The 17292-nt window shown below is 64.9% G+C and carries 13 protein-coding genes; 9 read left to right on the top strand and 4 right to left on the bottom strand.

What is annotated here, in order from left to right; genetic code table 11:
• The first annotated feature begins 81 nt into the window (after positions 1 to 81).
• A complete protein-coding gene (locus D3F03_RS06485) occupies positions 82 to 1584 on the top strand; it encodes a DEAD/DEAH box helicase (protein WP_119108608.1) in 1503 nt (500 codons plus the stop codon).
• A gap of 37 nt (positions 1585 to 1621) precedes the next feature.
• Here the strand turns inward: D3F03_RS06485 and D3F03_RS06480 are convergent, their stop codons facing one another.
• A complete protein-coding gene (locus tag D3F03_RS06480; protein ID WP_119108457.1) occupies positions 1622 to 2464 on the bottom strand; it encodes a symmetrical bis(5'-nucleosyl)-tetraphosphatase in 843 nt (280 codons plus the stop codon).
• 24 nt (positions 2465 to 2488) lie between these two features.
• Here D3F03_RS06480 and D3F03_RS06475 point away from each other — a divergent pair, with 24 nt between their 5' ends.
• From D3F03_RS06475 to D3F03_RS06450, 6 genes are all read left to right on the top strand, one after another.
• Positions 2489 to 3811 carry a hemolysin family protein gene (locus D3F03_RS06475; RefSeq protein WP_119108456.1) on the top strand — a complete coding sequence of 441 codons (1323 nt, stop codon included), beginning with the start codon at positions 2489 to 2491 and terminating at the stop codon, positions 3809 to 3811.
• Positions 3812 to 4007: 196 nt separating this feature from the next.
• Positions 4008 to 4295 carry an H-NS histone family protein gene (locus tag D3F03_RS06470; protein ID WP_119108455.1) on the top strand — a complete coding sequence of 96 codons (288 nt, stop codon included), beginning with the start codon at positions 4008 to 4010 and terminating at the stop codon, positions 4293 to 4295.
• Between the two features lie 343 nt (positions 4296 to 4638).
• Positions 4639 to 6207 (top strand): methyl-accepting chemotaxis protein, encoded by a 1569-nt coding sequence (locus D3F03_RS06465; RefSeq protein WP_119108454.1) that lies wholly within the window; start codon positions 4639 to 4641, stop codon positions 6205 to 6207.
• Positions 6208 to 6216: 9 nt separating this feature from the next.
• On the top strand, positions 6217 to 6663 hold the full coding sequence (locus tag D3F03_RS06460; protein ID WP_119108453.1) for a bacteriohemerythrin: 447 nt from the start codon (positions 6217 to 6219) through the stop codon (positions 6661 to 6663).
• A 69-nt stretch (positions 6664 to 6732) separates the two neighbouring features.
• Positions 6733 to 9660 (top strand): aconitate hydratase, encoded by a 2928-nt coding sequence (locus D3F03_RS06455; protein ID WP_119108452.1) that lies wholly within the window; start codon positions 6733 to 6735, stop codon positions 9658 to 9660.
• 66 nt (positions 9661 to 9726) lie between these two features.
• On the top strand, positions 9727 to 10923 hold the full coding sequence (locus tag D3F03_RS06450; protein WP_119108451.1) for an FAD-dependent monooxygenase: 1197 nt from the start codon (positions 9727 to 9729) through the stop codon (positions 10921 to 10923).
• A 39-nt stretch (positions 10924 to 10962) separates the two neighbouring features.
• Here D3F03_RS06450 and D3F03_RS06445 read toward each other — a convergent pair whose 3' ends face one another.
• The 3 genes from D3F03_RS06445 to D3F03_RS06435 all read right to left on the bottom strand — a co-directional run bounded on the left by D3F03_RS06445 (position 10963) and on the right by D3F03_RS06435 (position 14888).
• Positions 10963 to 12129, bottom strand: a complete 1167-nt coding sequence (locus tag D3F03_RS06445) for a pyridoxal phosphate-dependent aminotransferase (RefSeq protein ID WP_119108450.1) — start codon at positions 12127 to 12129, stop codon at positions 10963 to 10965.
• A 70-nt stretch (positions 12130 to 12199) separates the two neighbouring features.
• A complete protein-coding gene (locus D3F03_RS06440) occupies positions 12200 to 13471 on the bottom strand; it encodes an MFS transporter (RefSeq protein WP_425453083.1) in 1272 nt (423 codons plus the stop codon).
• Positions 13472 to 13586: 115 nt separating this feature from the next.
• Complete coding sequence (locus tag D3F03_RS06435) at positions 13587 to 14888, bottom strand: MFS transporter (RefSeq protein WP_119108449.1); 1302 nt, start codon at positions 14886 to 14888, stop codon at positions 13587 to 13589.
• A 202-nt stretch (positions 14889 to 15090) separates the two neighbouring features.
• On the opposite strand from D3F03_RS06435, the gene D3F03_RS06430 reads away from it, so the two are divergent.
• Both D3F03_RS06430 and feoB read left to right on the top strand, forming a co-directional pair.
• Entirely contained in the window at positions 15091 to 15399 is a 309-nt protein-coding gene (locus D3F03_RS06430) for a FeoA family protein (RefSeq protein WP_119108448.1), read from the top strand.
• Positions 15396 to 17291 (top strand): ferrous iron transporter B, encoded by a 1896-nt coding sequence (gene feoB, locus D3F03_RS06425; protein ID WP_119108447.1) that lies wholly within the window; start codon positions 15396 to 15398, stop codon positions 17289 to 17291. Before D3F03_RS06430 ends, feoB begins: the two co-directional genes overlap by 4 nt.
• The last annotated feature ends 1 nt before the right edge of the window (position 17292 follow it).

Raw genomic sequence — 17292 nt, 5'->3', positions numbered from 1 at the left:
GTGGTTTGCGCCTTGCAGCCCATCCCGATCCAGGGCGCGCTGCATCGCGCAAGCTTATTCAGCGTCGCCTTAATGACCAGTTTGACCAGTTCCTTTTCCAATCTTTCGCTGGCCGAGCCGCTGGCGCGCGCCGTGGCCGAAATGGGCTACGAGTCCATGACCCCCATCCAGGAGCAGGCCATTCCGGTGGTTCTGACGGGCCAGGATGTGATGGGCGCCGCCCAGACCGGCACCGGCAAGACGGCGGCGTTCTCGCTGCCGCTCCTGCAGCGCCTGCTCAAGCACGAAAGCAGTTCCACCTCGCCCGCGCGCCACCCGGTGCGCGCCCTGGTGCTTCTGCCGACGCGAGAACTGGCCGACCAGGTCGCGCAGCAGGTCGCGCTGTACGCCAAGTACACCAAGCTGCGCAGCACCGTGGTGTTTGGCGGCATCGACATGAAGCCGCAGACGCTGGAGCTGAAAAAGGGCGTTGAAATCCTGGTTGCCACGCCCGGCCGCCTGCTGGACCACATCGAAGCCAAGAACGCGGTGCTCAACCAGGTCGAATACGTGGTGCTCGATGAGGCCGACCGCATGCTCGACATCGGCTTCCTGCCCGATCTGCAGCGCATCCTCTCGTACCTGCCCAAGCAGCGCACCACGCTCTTGTTCAGCGCCACGTTCTCGCCCGAGATCAAGCGCCTGGCGGGCAGCTACCTGCAAAACCCGGTCACCATCGAAGTGGCGCGGCCCAACGAGACGGCCTCAACCGTCGAGCAGCATTTCTACAGCGCGGGCGACGACGACAAACGCCGCGCCATCCACCAGGTGCTCAAGAGCCGGGGCATCAAGCAGGCGTTCATCTTTGTGAACAGCAAGCTCGGTTGCGCGCGCCTGGCCCGCAGCCTGGAGCGCGAGGGCCTCAAGACCACGGCGCTGCATGGCGACAAGAGCCAGGACGAACGCTTGAAGGCGCTTGAAGCGTTCAAGAGCGGCGAAGTCGATCTGTTGGTCTGCACCGACGTGGCCGCGCGCGGCCTGGACATCAAGGACGTCCCGGCGGTTTTCAACTTCGACGTGCCGTTCAACGCCGAAGACTATGTCCACCGCATCGGCCGTACGGGCCGCGCCGGTGCCTCGGGCCTCGCCGTCACGCTGGTTTCGGGCAGCGACGCGCGCCTGGTGGCCGACATCGAAAAACTGCTCAAGACCAAGATCGAGATCGAAGCGCTGGAATACGACGAAGAGCGCCCGCGCGGCCATTTCAACGACGGCCGGCGCGTCTGGCAGGAGGGGGAGGGGCGCCATGCCGCGCCCCGCGCCCCACGTGGCGAGCGTCCCGAGCGGTTCGAGCGGCCGGAGCGTGCGCGCAGCGGCTTCCGTCCTGCGCCGGTATCGCGCGACCCATTTTTCGATAAACCCTACGAAGCTCCGCAGACGGACGCGGCCCCAGGCTGGGAAGCGACCGTGCGCCCGGCGCGCAGCGGTGCCTCGCCCAATATCAAGCCCCGGCGCAAGGTGGCGGCGCTGTTCAAGGCGCCTGCGCCTGAAGCGGCGCAGGCTTGCGAGCCTGAATTTCAAGAGAAATTGGCCTCTAGCGCTTGATCTACAAGCGTATCCAGCTATTTTTTAGATAGCGTTTTCAGCCTGGTTTCTGCGCCTGCGGACAAGCTACCTGCAGCCACTCGCGTTGCGCCAGGGTCTTGCCGAAACGCACCGCGCTCAGGCATCCCCCCCAGACGCAGCCGGTGTCCAGCCCCAGCAGGTCAGGGCGATCGAGCTTGCCCAGTGTGGACCAGTGGCCAAACGTGACGAGCTGGCCTGCGGTGCGCCGCCCAGGCAGCTCGAACCAGGGCAGCAGCCCTGGTGGCGGCTCGGTAGCCGATTCGTTGCTGGAAAAATCCATGGCGCCGTCGGGGGTGCAAAAGCGCAGGCGCGTCAAGCCGTTGACGATGGCGCGCAGGCGCTCGCTGCCTTGCAGTGCGTCGCTCCAGCGGGCCGGCGTATTGCCGTACATGGCCCGCAGGAACAGCGCGTAATCCGGCTCCCGCAGCGCTGCCTGCACCTCGCCCGCCAGCGCCACGGTGTATTCGGCGCTCCATTGCGGCAGCACGCCGGCATGCACGGCCAGCAAGGTCTCGCCGCCATGCGGGTGCAGGCGCGCCAATGGCTGCGTCCGCAGCCAGTCGAGCAGAAGCGGGCGATCGGGTGCGTTGAGCACGGCGTTCAGCGTGTCGCGCCGCCCCGGCGCACGGGCCCCGGCAGCGACGGCAAGCAGGTGCAGATCGTGGTTGCCCAGCAGGCACAAGAGCGCGCCATCGGCCGCCACACAGCGGCGCAGTACGGCAAGCGAATCGGGCCCCCGGTTCACCAGATCGCCCTGCAGCAGGGCGGTGTCGCGGCTGGCTGAGAATCCAATATGCGCCAGCAGGCGCTCGAATGCGCCGTCGCAGCCTTGCAGGTCGCCAATACAGTACAGTGCCATCGTGTCGTTGTTTCTTTTGGATTCATGAATTTTCTCCTCATCGCGCTGTTGACGCTGCTCAACGGCGCTTTTGCGATGTCGGAGCTGGCGCTCGCGTCCAGTCGCAAAGCCAGGCTGACCGCCATGGCGCAAGCTGGCGACAAGGGGGCCCAGGCGGCGCTGGCGCTGCTTGAGAACCCCACCCAGTTTCTCTCTTCCGTCCAGGTGGGGATCACCTCCATCGGCATGATCAACGGCATTCTGGGGGAAGCCGCTTTCAGCGAAGCCTTGGCACTCAAACTGATGGGATTGGGCATGACTGCCGGCGCGGCCGGCATTTCTGCCACGGCCATTGTGGTCACGGTCATCACGTTCATCACGATTGTGTTTGGCGAACTGGTGCCCAAGCGCATTGGCCAGCTCTACCCTGAAGCCGTCTCGCGTGCCATGGCACGCCCCATGACCTGGCTGGCGCGCGTGGCGCGGCCCTTTGTGCGCCTGCTGTCGCTTTCGACGCAAGGGGTGCTCGCGTTGCTGCGTGTGAACAACGAGGCCGGCCGTGCCGTCACGGAAGAGGAAATCAGCGCCAGCCTGGCCGAAGGGCGCGATGCGGGCGTCATCGAGCACCACGAGCACCAGATGGTGCAAAACGTGTTCCATCTGGACGATAGGCCCCTGACATCGCTCATGGTGCCGCGCGGCGACGTCGATTGGCTGGATGCCAGCAATACCGTTGCGCAAGCCCTGCAGCATGCAAGCGCAGCAGGAGAAAAAGGCGCCCATTCCTGGTACCCCGTGTGCCGCGGATCACTGGACGATGTGGTGGGCGTTGTCAGCGTGGCGCGATTGCTTGAATTGGGCTGGCAGGCGCCGGGCGAGATTGGTGAATATACCCAGCCAGCGTCCTATTTGCCCGAAACCCTGACGGGAATGGAATTGCTGGAGCAATTTCGCACCCGCCTCGGGCGTCTGGTGTTTGTTGTGGACGAGTATGGCGTGGTGCAGGGGATCATGACGCCACGGGATTTACTCGAAGCGATTACGGGCGAATTGCAGCCGGATGTGGATATGGACGCCTGGGCCGTGGTGCAGGACGATGGCAGCTGGCTGCTGGAAGGCCAAATACCGATACCGGAACTCAAGGCGCGGCTCGACATCGAAGAACTTCCCGACGAGGATCGTGGGCGATACAACACGCTGGCAGGATTATTGATAGCCGAATGGGGGAACCTACCCGACGTTGGGCAAACCATTGCCTGTGCCGGCTGGCTATTTGAGGTGTTGGCGATGGAGGGGCGCCGAATCGACCGCGTGCGGGCACGCAGGCAATTGCCTGAATTTGCAGATGAGGCGATTGAAGCCGATTGATCTGATGGAATTTTGCTGCAACGAGGATGAAAACCTCTCGATCGTATCCATTCACATCAGTGCACCATGCTAGTGCATCGCGATGAGAATGCAGCGCCGCCCCGAAATGAATTGGTAATTGCTAGGGTGAATTCCTGCAAAGGCCAATATTTTTTTCTATAATCAAAGCTCCTCCACCCAAATCGTTAGAAGCACCATGCCAAGTTACAAAGAACTCGTGAAGCAGCGCGAAGCCCTGGAACAACAAATTCAGCAAGCCCGTCAACTGGAGTTGGCCGGTGCGGTTTCCCAGGTTCGGGCGTTGGTAGCCGAGTTTGGTTTGACCGCACAGGACGTATTCCCCTCAGGCCGCGCACGCAGTTCCAGCAGCGGCTCCAAAGTAGCTCCCAAATACCGCAATCCCGCCACGGGCCAGACCTGGACCGGCCGCGGCAAGCCACCGCGCTGGATTCAGGACCAGAACCGCGAGCAATTCGCCATTTAAGAAAACCCGCTTCGGCGGGTTTTCTTATGCCCTGGCTGCACACTCGGACAACTTCTTCCGAATAGGCATGTGCAGCATTCACTTCGATGAGATCTTCCCCCTCTCCACTGCAGTTGTGGCCTTAATTGCTGCTTTCTTGCGCAGAGATGCCAGGCGGTTAGCCGTGACCTCCCCCTAATGCAGGTAGCAGGCCATGCAAGGTAGGCGCTGGGTGTGCATCGCCGTAGGGAAATAGCATATAGCGCTTGATTTGCATCACGATTGAACGAGAAGGCCGTCCACCTCTCCTGGAAAACCGTCGATAGTCGCTTTGTCGCGGTTTTCTATCCACTGGAGGGGTTTGATGAAACTAAGCAATTTGCCCATAGGGCGCCGTTTGGGCTTGGGATTTGGGCTTTTGCTGGTGCTGATGCTCATCGGCAATGGAGCTGCGGTGGTGGAGTTCTCTGCTGCGGGCAAGGCCAACAGCCGCATCATTGAGCAAGATTGGGTCAAGGCCGACGCCGCCAGCACCATCAATGCCGCTGCTCAGGCCAACGCCAAACGCACCTTGGAATTGCTGGTGTCATCCCGTCCGGAGCAACAGACGCAGATCGGTGAGGCCATTGCCAAAAACAAAAAAACCATTGATGAGGCACTGCTTACGCTGGAGAAGTTGGTTCAGTTGCCGGAAGGCAAATTATTGCTAGCGGAGATCAAGGAAAAGCGCGGTCAATACGTTCAGTCTTTCACCAAGGTGGCTGCCTTGGTGGGGCAGGGCCAGCACGACGAAGCCGTGCAGTTGATGAATGGGGAAACCTTGCAGGCCATTGAAACCCTGCAAACCTCGATTGCCGGCCTGGCCGCATTGCAAAAGCGGATTGTCGTTGCCAGTGGTGCGAACGCACAGCAGGATATTGCGTTATCAAAACAACTCATGGGCGGATTGGTTTTACTGGGGCTTCTGATTGGTGTGGCTGCCGCCGTCCTGATCACACGCTCCATTACCCATCCCATTGCCCAAGCCTTGCGTGTGGCGCAGCAGGTGGCAAAGGGCGATCTGACCGGGAAGATCCTGCCCGAGGGCCAAGATGAAATGGCCCAATTGCTGGAGGCGCTGCGGACGATGAGTGCATCGCTTGCGCAGATCGTCGGTGGTGTGCGGGGCAGTTCGGACGCCATTTCCTCAGCCAGCGGCCAGATTGCCGCGGGCAACCTGGACCTGTCTCAACGGACTGAAGAGCAGGCAGCCTCGCTGGAACAGACCGCCGCATCTCTGGAGCAGATTGGCGCTGCGGTGCGTCAGAATTACGAAGGAAGCCAGCATGCCAACAAGGTGGCAGCGGATGCCGCGAATGTGGCCGTGCGTGGCGGTGCCGTGGTGGCACAGGTGGTGCATACCATGGAGGCCATCAATGTGTCGTCGCGCAAGATCGCCGACATCATCGGCGTTATCGATGGCATTGCGTTCCAGACCAATATCCTGGCACTGAATGCGGCGGTGGAGGCTGCGCGGGCCGGTGACCAGGGCCGGGGGTTTGCCGTGGTGGCTACGGAGGTGCGCAGCCTGGCAGGGCGGTCGGCCACCGCAGCACGAGAAATCAAGGCTTTGATCGAAGCCTCTGTCGGCAATGTGGAGGAAGGTTGCCGACTGGTGGAGCAGGCAGGCAGCACCATGGACGAGATCGTCGTCAATGTGCGCAGGGTGACCGACATCATGGGAGAACTGGCCGTGGCCAGCGGCGAGCAGACCAGCGGGCTCGACCAGATCAACACCGCCATGGGGCAGATGGACCAAGTGACCCAAGGCAATGCGGCGCTGGTCGAGGAGGCTGCCGCGGCAGCGCAGTCACTGGATACGCAGGCGCAAGCGTTGGTGCAGGCGGTCAGCGTGTTCAAGCTGTCGGGCGGGCGGGCCTTGGCCCTCCAGTAGGGAAGCAGCGTGGCATATTTTGAATGGGGGCCTGACTTGGAGATCGATCATGGCCAGATCGATGCGGACCATCGCCAACTGGTGGGACTGGTCAATGAGCTGCACACTGCCACCAGCCAGGGCCAAGGGCAGGCGGTGGTGGCCGGTGTGATGGTGCGGCTCATCACCTATACCCAGCAGCATTTTTCCAGGGAAGAGCAGTTGATGGAGAGCAGTGCTTTCCCTGCGCTTATGGGGCACTGCAAAAAACACAAACAAATTATTGCCGAGCTTATGGCGCTGGCAGAAAAGCAGGAAGCGGGCAGCATCACTGTGGCATCTCAGCTGTCGAGCCTGATGCGGGATTGGTTGTCGCTGCACATCCGTCGCTCGGACCGTGAACTGGTCGCCTTTCTGAAAACAAAAAAACTGGCTTCGCAAGGGCCGCGTCCTGTGCGCAAAGTGCCCCTGCGGTAGCTTTGACCATTGCAGCGTCGCGGGAGGATGCCAGAATGGCCCCATCACCGCATTTCAGGAGTTAGCGCCATGGCCTCAGCAACCCCACGCCCCGCACGACATGCTTTTGCTTCCACGCTTAAGCGATTCAAGACGGCTTCGGGCAAAGAGGGGCAGTTCTATTCCCTGCCTGCGCTGGCGCGCCAATATCCGGGTATCAAGCGCCTGCCGATCTCTATTCGCATCGTGCTCGAATCGGTGCTGCGCAATTGCGACGGCCGCAAGGTGTCTCCCGAGCACGTGATGGAGCTTGCGCAGTGGGCTCCCCAGGCGCCGCGCACCGAAGAAATCCCGTTTGTCGTCTCGCGCGTCGTGCTGCAGGATTTCACCGGCGTGCCGCTGCTGGTGGATCTGGCTGCCATGCGCAGTGCTGCCGTGCAGTGCGGCAAAAGCGCCCGCAAGATTCAGCCGCTCGTCCCGGTAGACCTGGTGGTGGACCACTCCATCATGGTCGACTACTACGGCAAGAAAAGCGCGCTCGACCTGAATATGAAGCTCGAATTCCAGCGCAACCGCGAGCGCTACGAATTCATGAAATGGGGCATGCAGGCGTTTGACACGCTGGGCGTCGTGCCGCCGGGTTTTGGCATCGTCCACCAGGTCAATCTTGAATACCTGGCGCGCGGCGTGCACAAGAGCAAAGACAAGGTGTACTACCCCGATACCCTGGTGGGCACCGACAGCCACACCACCATGATCAACGGCATTGGCGTGGTCGGCTGGGGCGTGGGCGGTATCGAAGCCGAGGCGGCCATGCTGGGCCAGCCGCTCTACATGCTCACGCCCGACGTGGTCGGCGTGGAACTCACCGGAAAGTTGCGCGAAGGCGTTACCGCCACCGATCTGGTGCTCACGGTGACTGAGCTGATGCGCAGCCACAAAGTGGTGGGCAAATTCGTCGAGTATTTTGGCGAGGGCACGCGCTCACTCTCCGTTCCTGACCGCGCCACCATCGGCAATATGTCGCCTGAATACGGCGCCACCATGGGCTTGTTCCCGGTGGACGAGAAAACCGTCGAATACTTCCGCGGTACGGGCCGCACCAAGACCGAGATCGAGGCGTTCGAGGCCTATTTCCGTGCCCAGGGCCTGTTTGGTGTGCCCAAGGCTGGCGAGATCGATTACTCGGAAGTCGTGCACCTGGACCTTGGCAGCGTCACGCCCAGTGTGGCCGGCCCCAAGCGCCCACAAGACCGTATCGAACTGGGCAAACTCAGCACGCAGTTCGCCGATTTGTTCAGCAAGCCCAATGCCCAGGCCGGCTTCAACCGCCCCGCCGAGTCGCTGCACACGCGGTTCCATATTCATTCGGGTGAGCAAGTGGGTGGCGAGCCAACGCCGCAAGAGACACCCACGCCCGATGGCGCCCCGCGCCATCTGCTGGAGATGGAGGCCAACAAGCCGACGCTCGCTGCCGCGCACTCGGAAACCCATACCACGGGGGCGCGCGCGTCCGATGTCACGGTAGGCAACGGCGACGTGTTGATTGCTGCCATCACCAGCTGCACCAACACCTCCAACCCCAGCGTCTTGCTGGCGGCGGGCCTGCTGGCCAAGAAGGCGGTGAAGGCAGGGCTCAAAGTCAAGCCGCATATCAAGACCTCGCTGGCTCCGGGTTCGCGCATCGTCACCGAGTACCTTACGGAAACCGGCCTGCTGCCGTACCTGCAAAAGCTCGGTTTCGACGTGGTCGGTTATGGCTGCACCACCTGCATTGGCAACTCCGGCGACCTCACCACCGAGCTCAACGAAGTGATCACGCACAACGACCTGGTCTGCTCCGCCGTGCTCTCGGGCAACCGCAATTTCGAGGCGCGCATCCACCCCAACATCAAGGCCAACTTCCTGGCCAGCCCGCCGCTGGTCGTGGCCTACGCCATTGCCGGCACGGTGCTTACCGACCTGATGACCGAACCCGTGGGCCAGGGCAAGGGCGGCAAGGATGTGTACCTGGGCGATATCTGGCCCACCAGCGACGAAGTGCAGGCGCTGATGAAGTACGCCATGAAGGGCAAGGCCTTCCGCGAAAACTACGCGCGCATTGCCGGCGAGCCGGGCAAGCTCTGGGAGCGCATCAACGGCGGCACCGGCATGACCTACGAGTGGCCCAAGAGCACCTACATTGCCGAACCGCCGTTCTTTGCCGATTTCATTGCAAAAAACGGAGCAAACAAGTCAGGTGCAGCAAGCGCTAGAGGCCAAAATGATCCAAAACTTCCCAGCGTACTGGGAGCGCGCATCATGGCGCTGTTTGGCGACTCCATCACCACCGACCACATCTCGCCCGCCGGCTCCATCAAGGAAAGTTCGGCGGCCGGGCAGTGGCTGCTGCAGCACGGCGTGATGAAGCAGGACTTCAACAGCTACGGTTCGCGCCGTGGCAACCACGACGTGATGATGCGCGGCACCTTTGCCAACGTGCGCATCAAGAACCTGATGGTGCCGCCCACGGCGGATGGCTCGCGCGAGGAGGGCGGCATTACGCTCTACCAGAACGACGGCCCGCTGCAAGGCTCCAAGATGTTCATCTTCGACGCTGCCATGCAGTACATGGCGGAGGCGACACCCACCGTGGTCTTTGCCGGCGAAGAGTACGGCACGGGTTCGAGCCGCGACTGGGCGGCCAAGGGCACGCAGCTCTTGGGCATCAAGGCCGTGGTGGCGCGCAGTTTCGAGCGCATCCACCGCTCCAATCTGGTCGGCATGGGCGTGCTGCCGCTGCAGTTCAAGGGTGACGATTCGTGGGAGTCGCTCGGGCTGGAAGGGAGCGAGCGCATCGACGTCCTGCCCGACCCGGCGCTCACGCCGCGCAGCGACACGCGCCTGGTGATCCACCGGGCTGACGGCTCGCGCAAGGAGGTGCTGGTGACGCTGCGGATCGACACCCCCATCGAGATCGACTACTACCAGGCCGGGGGCATCCTGCCCTTCGTGCTCGGCCAGTTGCTGGAAGTTTGAGGCGGTGGCAGGCACAGCGGCGGGCGTGGCGGCGTGCCAGGTGGCCCGAGTGCGTGGGCGCCGCGCATGAGCGAACAGCTTCTCGTGGCGGGTGGCGGCATTGGGGGGCTGGCGGCTGCGCTGGCGGCCACCCATGCCGGATGGGATGTGCGCTTGTACGAGCGCGCGCCGGTCTTCAGCGAAGTGGGTGCCGGCATTCAGCTGGGGCCCAACAGCGTGCGCTGCCTGCAGGCCTGGGGGCTGCAAAAGCCGTTTCAGGCGGTGGCGGCGTTCCCTGAGCGCCTGCAGGTGCGCAGTGCGCTCAGCGGGCAAGCACTGGCCGAGCTGGATCTGGGCGCCGCGGCCATTGCACGCTACGGCGCCGCCTATGGCACCGTGCACCGCGCCGACCTGCATGCGCTCTTGCTCGAAGCGCTGTTGAAGCAACCGTCGCTGCACTTGCACGCGGGGGTTGCCATCGACCGCTTTGCCGAGGGAGACGACAACGTGGTCCAGGTGCGCACCGCCCGGGGCCGCGAGATCGAAGGCGACGCCTTGGTCGGCGCAGACGGCTTGTGGAGCACGGTGCGTGCCCAGTTGCTGGGCGATGGGCGGCCGCGTTTTTCGGGCCACCTGGCCTACCGCGCGCTGGTGCCGCAAGGGGGCTTGCCAAAGCGCATGCGCACATCACAGATCACCGCCTGGCTGGGCCCCAACCTGCATGCGGTGCAGTACCCGGTGCGCCGGGGCGAGCTGCAGAACCTGGTGGTCATCGTGCACGGCGAGGCGCCCGACGACCTGCAAGACTGGGACCACAGCGCCCAGGCCGCCGATTTGCAAGCGGCCTTGGCCGGCACCTGCAGCGCGCTGCAGGACGCCATCGGCGCCGTCGCCCACAGCCGGGGCCAGTGGCGCCTGTGGCCGCTGTGCGACCGGCCGCCGGTGGCGGGGCCGACGGACATGGCACGCGGGCTGGTGGCTCTGCTGGGCGACGCCGCCCATCCCATGCGCCCCTACCTGGCCCAGGGCGCGGGGATGGCGATCGAGGATGCGGCCGAGTTGCAGCGCGCGCTCGCCATGCACGACGTGGAGGTTTCCCTGCGCCTGCGCCGCTACGCGCTCAACCGCTGGCAACGCAACGCCCGCGTGCAGGCGCGCTCGGCGCGCAATGGCCGCATCTTCCATGCCACCGGGGTGCTGCGCTGGGGGCGCGACGCGGCGCTGCGCACCTTGGGGCCGCGCTTGCTGGACCTGCCCTGGCTGTACGGCACGCAGGCCATGTAATGGCGCTGAGAAACGGCCAAATGCACAGGATGGCGGATGTCAGCGCTGCGCCGCCAGCCAGCGCTCCAGCCGCTGCACACCCTGCGCCAACCGGCCCACGTCCTTAGAAGCAAAGCACCAGCGCAGCCAGCCCTCTGCTTCGGGGCCGAAGGCAATGCCGGGGGCCAGGCCCAGGCCGGCCTCGGCCACCAGGCGCTTGGCAAGCTGCAGCGAATCGCTGTGGCCGGCAATGCGCAAAAAGGCGTACATGCCACCCGGCGCGCTGCTCGTTTGCACGTCGGGAACGGCTTGCAAGAGCGGCACCAGCGTATCGCGGCAGCCCTTGAGGTGGGCCACGATGCGCGGTGTGATGGCCTCGGTCTGCGCAAGGGCGGTCAAGGCGGCGCGCTGCACGAAAACGGGAGCGCACGAGGTGTTGAACTCCAGCAGCTTGCCCATCTGCGGCGTCATGGCCGCGGGCATCGTCAGCCAGCCCAGGCGCCAGCCGGTCATCAGGAAGGACTTGGAAAAGCTCTGCACCACCACCAGCCGGTCGTGTGCATCGGCGATGTCGAGGAACGACGGCGCCGCGCCCAGGGCCGAGCCCCCGGCGTAGTACAGGCGCTCGTACACCTCATCCGACAGAATCCAGGTGCCGGTCTCGCGACAGCGCGCCAGGATGGCCTGCTGCTCGGCGCGCGAGAGCGTCCAGCCCGTGGGGTTGTTGGGGGCGTTGACCACCAGCAGCCGGGTCTGGGGCGTGATGGCCTCCAGCAGCGCGGGCAGATCGAGCGTCCAGGCGCCGTCCGCCTGGGGTTGCAGCGCCACGCAGCGCAGGCGTGCGCCCAGAATCAGCGGCTGCGCCGTGAGGTTGGGCCACACCGGGGTGACGGCCACCACCTCGTCGCCTGCATCGATCAGCGCCTGCATCGCCAGCATGAGCGCATTGACGCCGCCCGAGGTGATGGCGATGCGCTCCGCTGCCACCGGGCCGTGCAGCCGACTGGCGTAATCGGCCACGGCCTGGCGCAACTCGGGCAGCCCCAGGTTGTGCGAATAAAAGGTCTCGCCCGCTTGCAGCGATGCAATCGCCGCCGCGCGCACCGCCTCGGGCGTGCCCTCGTCGCTTTCGCCGAACCAGAACGGCAGCACGTCGCCGCGCCCCATGCCGGCATTGGCCACTTCACGGATTTTGGATTCTTCGAGGTTCAGGATGGCTTGGCGCATGGGGATGGGTGAGCGTATGGGGAATCAACCAGAGTGTCAGATCGTAGCGAGAAGTCTTCCGGGTGGCGCGTCAGGCCCGCGTGGCCGGCGGCGCCGGCAATAGCCAGAACGCCAGTGCCCCGGCCACCAGCAGCGCTGCAAGCAGGCCGAACACCGCCCGGTACGGCTCCACGCCATGGTCTTGCGCCACCGCAGCCGCCACACCGGTCAGCCACTGCGCCAGCGCCACGCCCAGAAACATGGCCATGGTGAACACCGCCATGGCCCGCCCGGTCAGCGCGGGCGGGTAGGCCGAACGCACGTCGGCGTACTGCAGCACGATGTAGCCCGACAGGAAGCCCACCAGCAGCGCGCCGCCGACATCCACCCAGCTGTGCTGCACCAGCGCCATGGCGGCGAAGATCGCGCCCACCAGCAGCGTCAACCCGATGATCCAGCCGCGACGGCGCTGCGGGCCAGGGTCCGCGCGCCCAAACAAGGCCGGGCCCACCAGGGAGATCAGCGACACCAGCAGCGCCACGTTGCCGCTGGCCACCAGGCTGAAATGGTGGCGCTCGATCAGCACCGGCCCCAGCCACAGGCCCCGCAGCGTCAGGAAGCCGGCATAGGTCACCAGCGACAACAGCAAAATGCCCACGGTGTGCGGCAGCAGAAACAGCGCGCCATAGCTGCGCACCGCCACGGCCACCGATTCGCCCGGCGGCGCGCCGTGCCCAGCGCCCTCGGGTTCGTGCACCAGCCAGGCAATCAGCAGCCAGGCCAGCACGGCCAGGCCCGCCAGCACCAGAAAACCCGCGCGCCAGGACCACTCTGCCACCAGCCACGCCAGCGGCGTGCCAGTAAACAGCATGCCCAGGCCGCCCAGCCCCATCGCCAGGCCCGAAACAAACGCAAACTTCCGCGGCTCGAAATAGCGCGCAACGAACACCGTGCACACCAAGAACGCCGGCGCGCAGCCCAGGCCAATCAGCACCTGGCCCAGCAGCACTGCGCCATAGCCCGGTGCCAGGGCCGACAACAGTGCGCCCACGATGGTCAGCGGAGACGCCGCCAGCACCGTGCGCCGCACGCCATACAGGTCGATGCCGATGCCCATGAACATCTGCATGCCGCCAAAGGCAAACGCAAAGGCGCCGGCAAACAGCCCCAAGGCTTGCGGCGAGAGGCCAAACTCGCCCTGCAGCCCGGTGGCGATGATGGCGGTCACGGTGCGAAACGCCTGGCTCAGCGAAAACCCTGCAATCAGCGCGATCAACATCACCCAGCGCCGTGCCAGCACTGGCGCCGCAATGGGTGGGCAAGGGCCTTGCGGCGTTGGCGGAGTCATTTGAGGAGCGGACATAGGGTGCTGTCTTGAAGCCTACACCGTGGGGCTGGCTTGTGCTGTCGCGGCTGTAGAACTCTTGTTTCGATAGCGGTCTAGGCAATAGGGATAAGCGCTAACGCCAATTTTCGTGCTAATTTTTTCCGTGCCCCGCCTCCTGCGGGCTGTGCTGATGCAGCAGCGGCGACTCTGGCAGGTAGCGAAACGCCGTCGAGCCCAGTGCCAGCGCTACGGCAATCGTGGTCATCACGGCGCGGTAGGGCTCGACCCCGTGGCCTTGCGCCCAACCGGCGACCCAGCCGGTAAGCGACTGCATCAGTCCCACACCCAGGAACATCGCCATGGTGAAGACCGACAGCGCCCGCCCCGTCAAGTCGCTCGGGTAGGACGAGCGCACATCGGAGTACAGCAGCACCGAATAGCCCGACAGCACCGAAATCGCCAGCACCAGTGCCAGGTTCAGCACCACCTGCTGCGCCAGGCCCACGCCCAGGTACAGCACCGAGATGCCGAGCGAGAAATTCACCACCCAGCGGCGTCTGCGGGTCGGCCCAGGGTCGATGCGGCCAAACAGGGCCGGGCTGAAGAGCGAAATCAGCGACATGGCCACCGCCATGTTCCCTGCGCCCACCAGGGTGAAACCGTAGCGCTCGATCAGCATCGGCCCGATCCACAGGCCGCGCAGCGCCAGAAACGACGCGTAGGCCACCATGCCCAGCAGCAGGATGCCCAGCGTGTGCGGCAGCACAAACAGCGCGCCAAAGCGCCGCACCGCCGTGCGCCAGTGTTCGCGCTCAGGCGGCGGGCCGGCAAGGGCTGGCTCGTGCACGCGGCGCCAGATCAGCAGCCAGGCCAGCGCCGACAGCACGGCCAGCAGCACGAACCCGCTGCGCCAGCCTGCGCGCTGCACCAGCCAGGCCAGCGGCGTTCCCGTAAACAGCAGCCCCAGCCCACCCACGCCCATGGCAATGCCCGACACGAAGGCAAAGCGTGCGCTGGGGAAATGCCGGGCGATGAACACGGTGCAGGCCAGAAACGCCGGTGCGCAGCCCACGCCAATCAACAATTGCCCCAGCATCAGCCACGGGTAACCGGGCGCCCAGGCCGAGAGCGCCGCGCCGACGATGGTCAGCGGGAACGCGCTCAGCACGGTGCGGCGCAGGCCGACCACATCCATGCCGATGCCCATGAAAAACTGCGCAACACCGAACGACAGGCCAAACAGGCCGGCAAACGCGCCCAGCGACGCTGGGGTCAGGCCAAAGTCGTGCCGCAGGCCGGTGGCCATGATGGCGGTAACGGTACGGTAGGCCTGGCTCAGCGCAAAGGCCGACAGCAGCGCCAGCAGCATGAACCACAGCGCAGTTTTCGGGGGGGACGGTGTGGGTGGTAGGTCGGGAAGTGCCGTGGACTCTGCCGAGGGTGTCTGCTGCATGGCAGGAGCCTACACGGCGCGGCCTGCGCGCGCTGTCACGGCCGTGTGGCGCGGCGCACGTTGTGAGACTCCAACGCTTTGCGCCAACGCAAACTCTGGTGTTTTCGCCGCCTATTTGCTGAAAAACCTCCCGCTTTTGCCCGGAACTTTATAAAATGAGAACTATTCCTATTGTCTTTCCCAAAGATTTGCCGTGAGCCAAATGCCTCCCAACAATGCGGCCACCCGCGCCGCTGTCGAATGCAGCCTGGCAGACCTGCCGCTGCGCACCGACGCCTGGGTGCAGGGCCTGAACATGAACGCCGAGCCGCAAGACCACGATGTCTTGCTGCGCCTGGTGGAAATCGGCTTTCTGCCGGGTCAGCGCATCAGCGTCATGGCCCGTTCCATGGGCGGTGGCGATCCGCTCGCGGTGCGTGTCGGGCGCAGCACCTTTGCCCTGCGCCGGCGCGAAGCTGCGCTGGTGCGGGTGGGGGCCATGCCGCCCGCTGCGCTGACTGAGCCGGTATGACGGCATCGATGTCCTCCCCAGGCGTGCCAGCCGGCCTTGCGCCTGACCAACTGGCGCTGCTGGGCCACCCCAACAGCGGCAAAACCGCGCTGTTCAACCTGCTCACTGGCAGTCGCCAGAAGGTCGCCAACTACGCCGGCGTCACCGTCGACCGCAAGGAAGGCGTGCTGCTCACCCCTTCCGGCCGGCGCCTGCGGGTGCTGGATCTGCCGGGTGCCTACAGCCTCAATGCGCTCAGCGCGGACGAGAGCGTGACGCGCGACGTCGTTACCGGCAAGCGTGCTGGCGAGGCGCTGCCGGATCTGCTGGTTTGCGTCGTCAACGCCGCCAACCTGCAACTGGGCCTGCGCATGGTGCTCGAAACCCGGGCCATGCGGGTGCCCATGGTGCTGGCGCTGAACATGAGCGACGCCGCCCGCAGCGCCGGTATCCGCATCGACCGTGAGCGGCTGCAGGCCGAGCTGGGCATGCCGGTGGTGGAAACGGTGGGCATCCAGAAGGGCGGCGCCGCCGAGTTGCTGCGTTTTCTTGATGGCTGGCGCCCCGCGGCCGAGACCAAACCCCAGCCCTGGGAGCCGCACGGCCTGGAGCAGGTGCTGCAAACCCAGGTCGAGGTGCAGCGCATCATGCGCCTGGCCGTGACCGAGCCCGAAGGTCTGCTGCGGCGCGACGACGCCATTGACCGCGTGGTGCTGCACCCACTGTGGGGCATGCTGCTGCTGGCGGCCACCATGTTCCTCATGTTCCAGGCGGTGTTCAGTTGGGCGCAGGTGCCCATGGACGCGATCAATGGCGTGGTGGACGGCCTTGGCCAGTGGGTGTCGGCGCACATGGCCGAAGGTGCGCTGCGCAGCCTGCTGGTCAACGGCATCATTGCCGGGGCGGGCGGCGTGCTGGTGTTTTTGCCGCAAATCCTGATCCTGTTCTTCTTCATCCTGGCGCTGGAAGATTCGGGCTACCTGCCGCGCGCCGCTTTCCTGCTCGACCGCGTGATGGGCACGGTGGGCCTGTCTGGCCGCTCCTTCATTCCGCTGCTCTCGAGTTTTGCCTGCGCCGTGCCCGGCATCATGGCGACACGCACCATCACGCACTGGCGCGAGCGCCTGGTCACCATCATGATCGCCCCGCTCATGACCTGCTCGGCGCGCCTGCCGGTGTACGCGCTGCTGATTGCCGCGTTCATCCCCTCGAAAACCGTGGCGGGAGTGTTCAACCTGCAGGGCCTGGTGATGTTTGCGCTGTATGTGGGCGGCATTGTCAGCGCCATGGCCGTGGCCTGGGTGCTCAAGCTCTGGCGCGGCAAGCTGGCGCCCACCCCGCTCATCATGGAGCTGCCCGCCTACCGCTGGCCGAGCGTGCGCAACCTCGCGGTGGGCCTGCTGGAGCGTGCGCGCATCTTCCTGCGCCGCGTGGGCGGCATCATTCTCTCGCTCACCATCCTGCTGTGGTTTCTCTCCACCTACCCGGCGGCGCCGGCAGGCAGCGCCGGGCCGGCCATTGCGTACAGCCTGGTGGGCCGTATCGGCTCGCTGCTGGAAGTGGTTTTTGCACCCATAGGCTTTACCTGGCAGATTGCCGTGGCCCTGGTGCCCGGCATGGCGGCGCGCGAGGTGGTGGTCAGCTCGCTGGGCACGGTGTATGCGCTCTCGGCCACAGGGGATGACACTGCCGCGCAACTGGGCCCGCTGATCGCACAGCAGTGGACGCTGGCCACGGCGCTCTCGCTCCTGGTGTGGTTCATTTTCGCGCCGCAGTGCCTCTCGACCCTGGCCACCGTGCGGCGCGAAACCGGCTCGTCGCGCCTGGCGCTGGTCATGACGGTCTACCTCTTTGCCCTGGCCTATGCGGGCAGTTTCATCACCTACCGAATCGCCCTGGCGATGGGAGCGTAAA

Source organism: Simplicispira hankyongi, assembly GCF_003570885.1.
GTDB classification, from domain to species: Bacteria; Pseudomonadota; Gammaproteobacteria; order Burkholderiales; family Burkholderiaceae_C; genus Simplicispira; species Simplicispira hankyongi.
The sequence above is the reverse complement of the archived record's forward strand: the minus strand, read 5'-3'. Positions and strand labels throughout refer to the sequence as shown.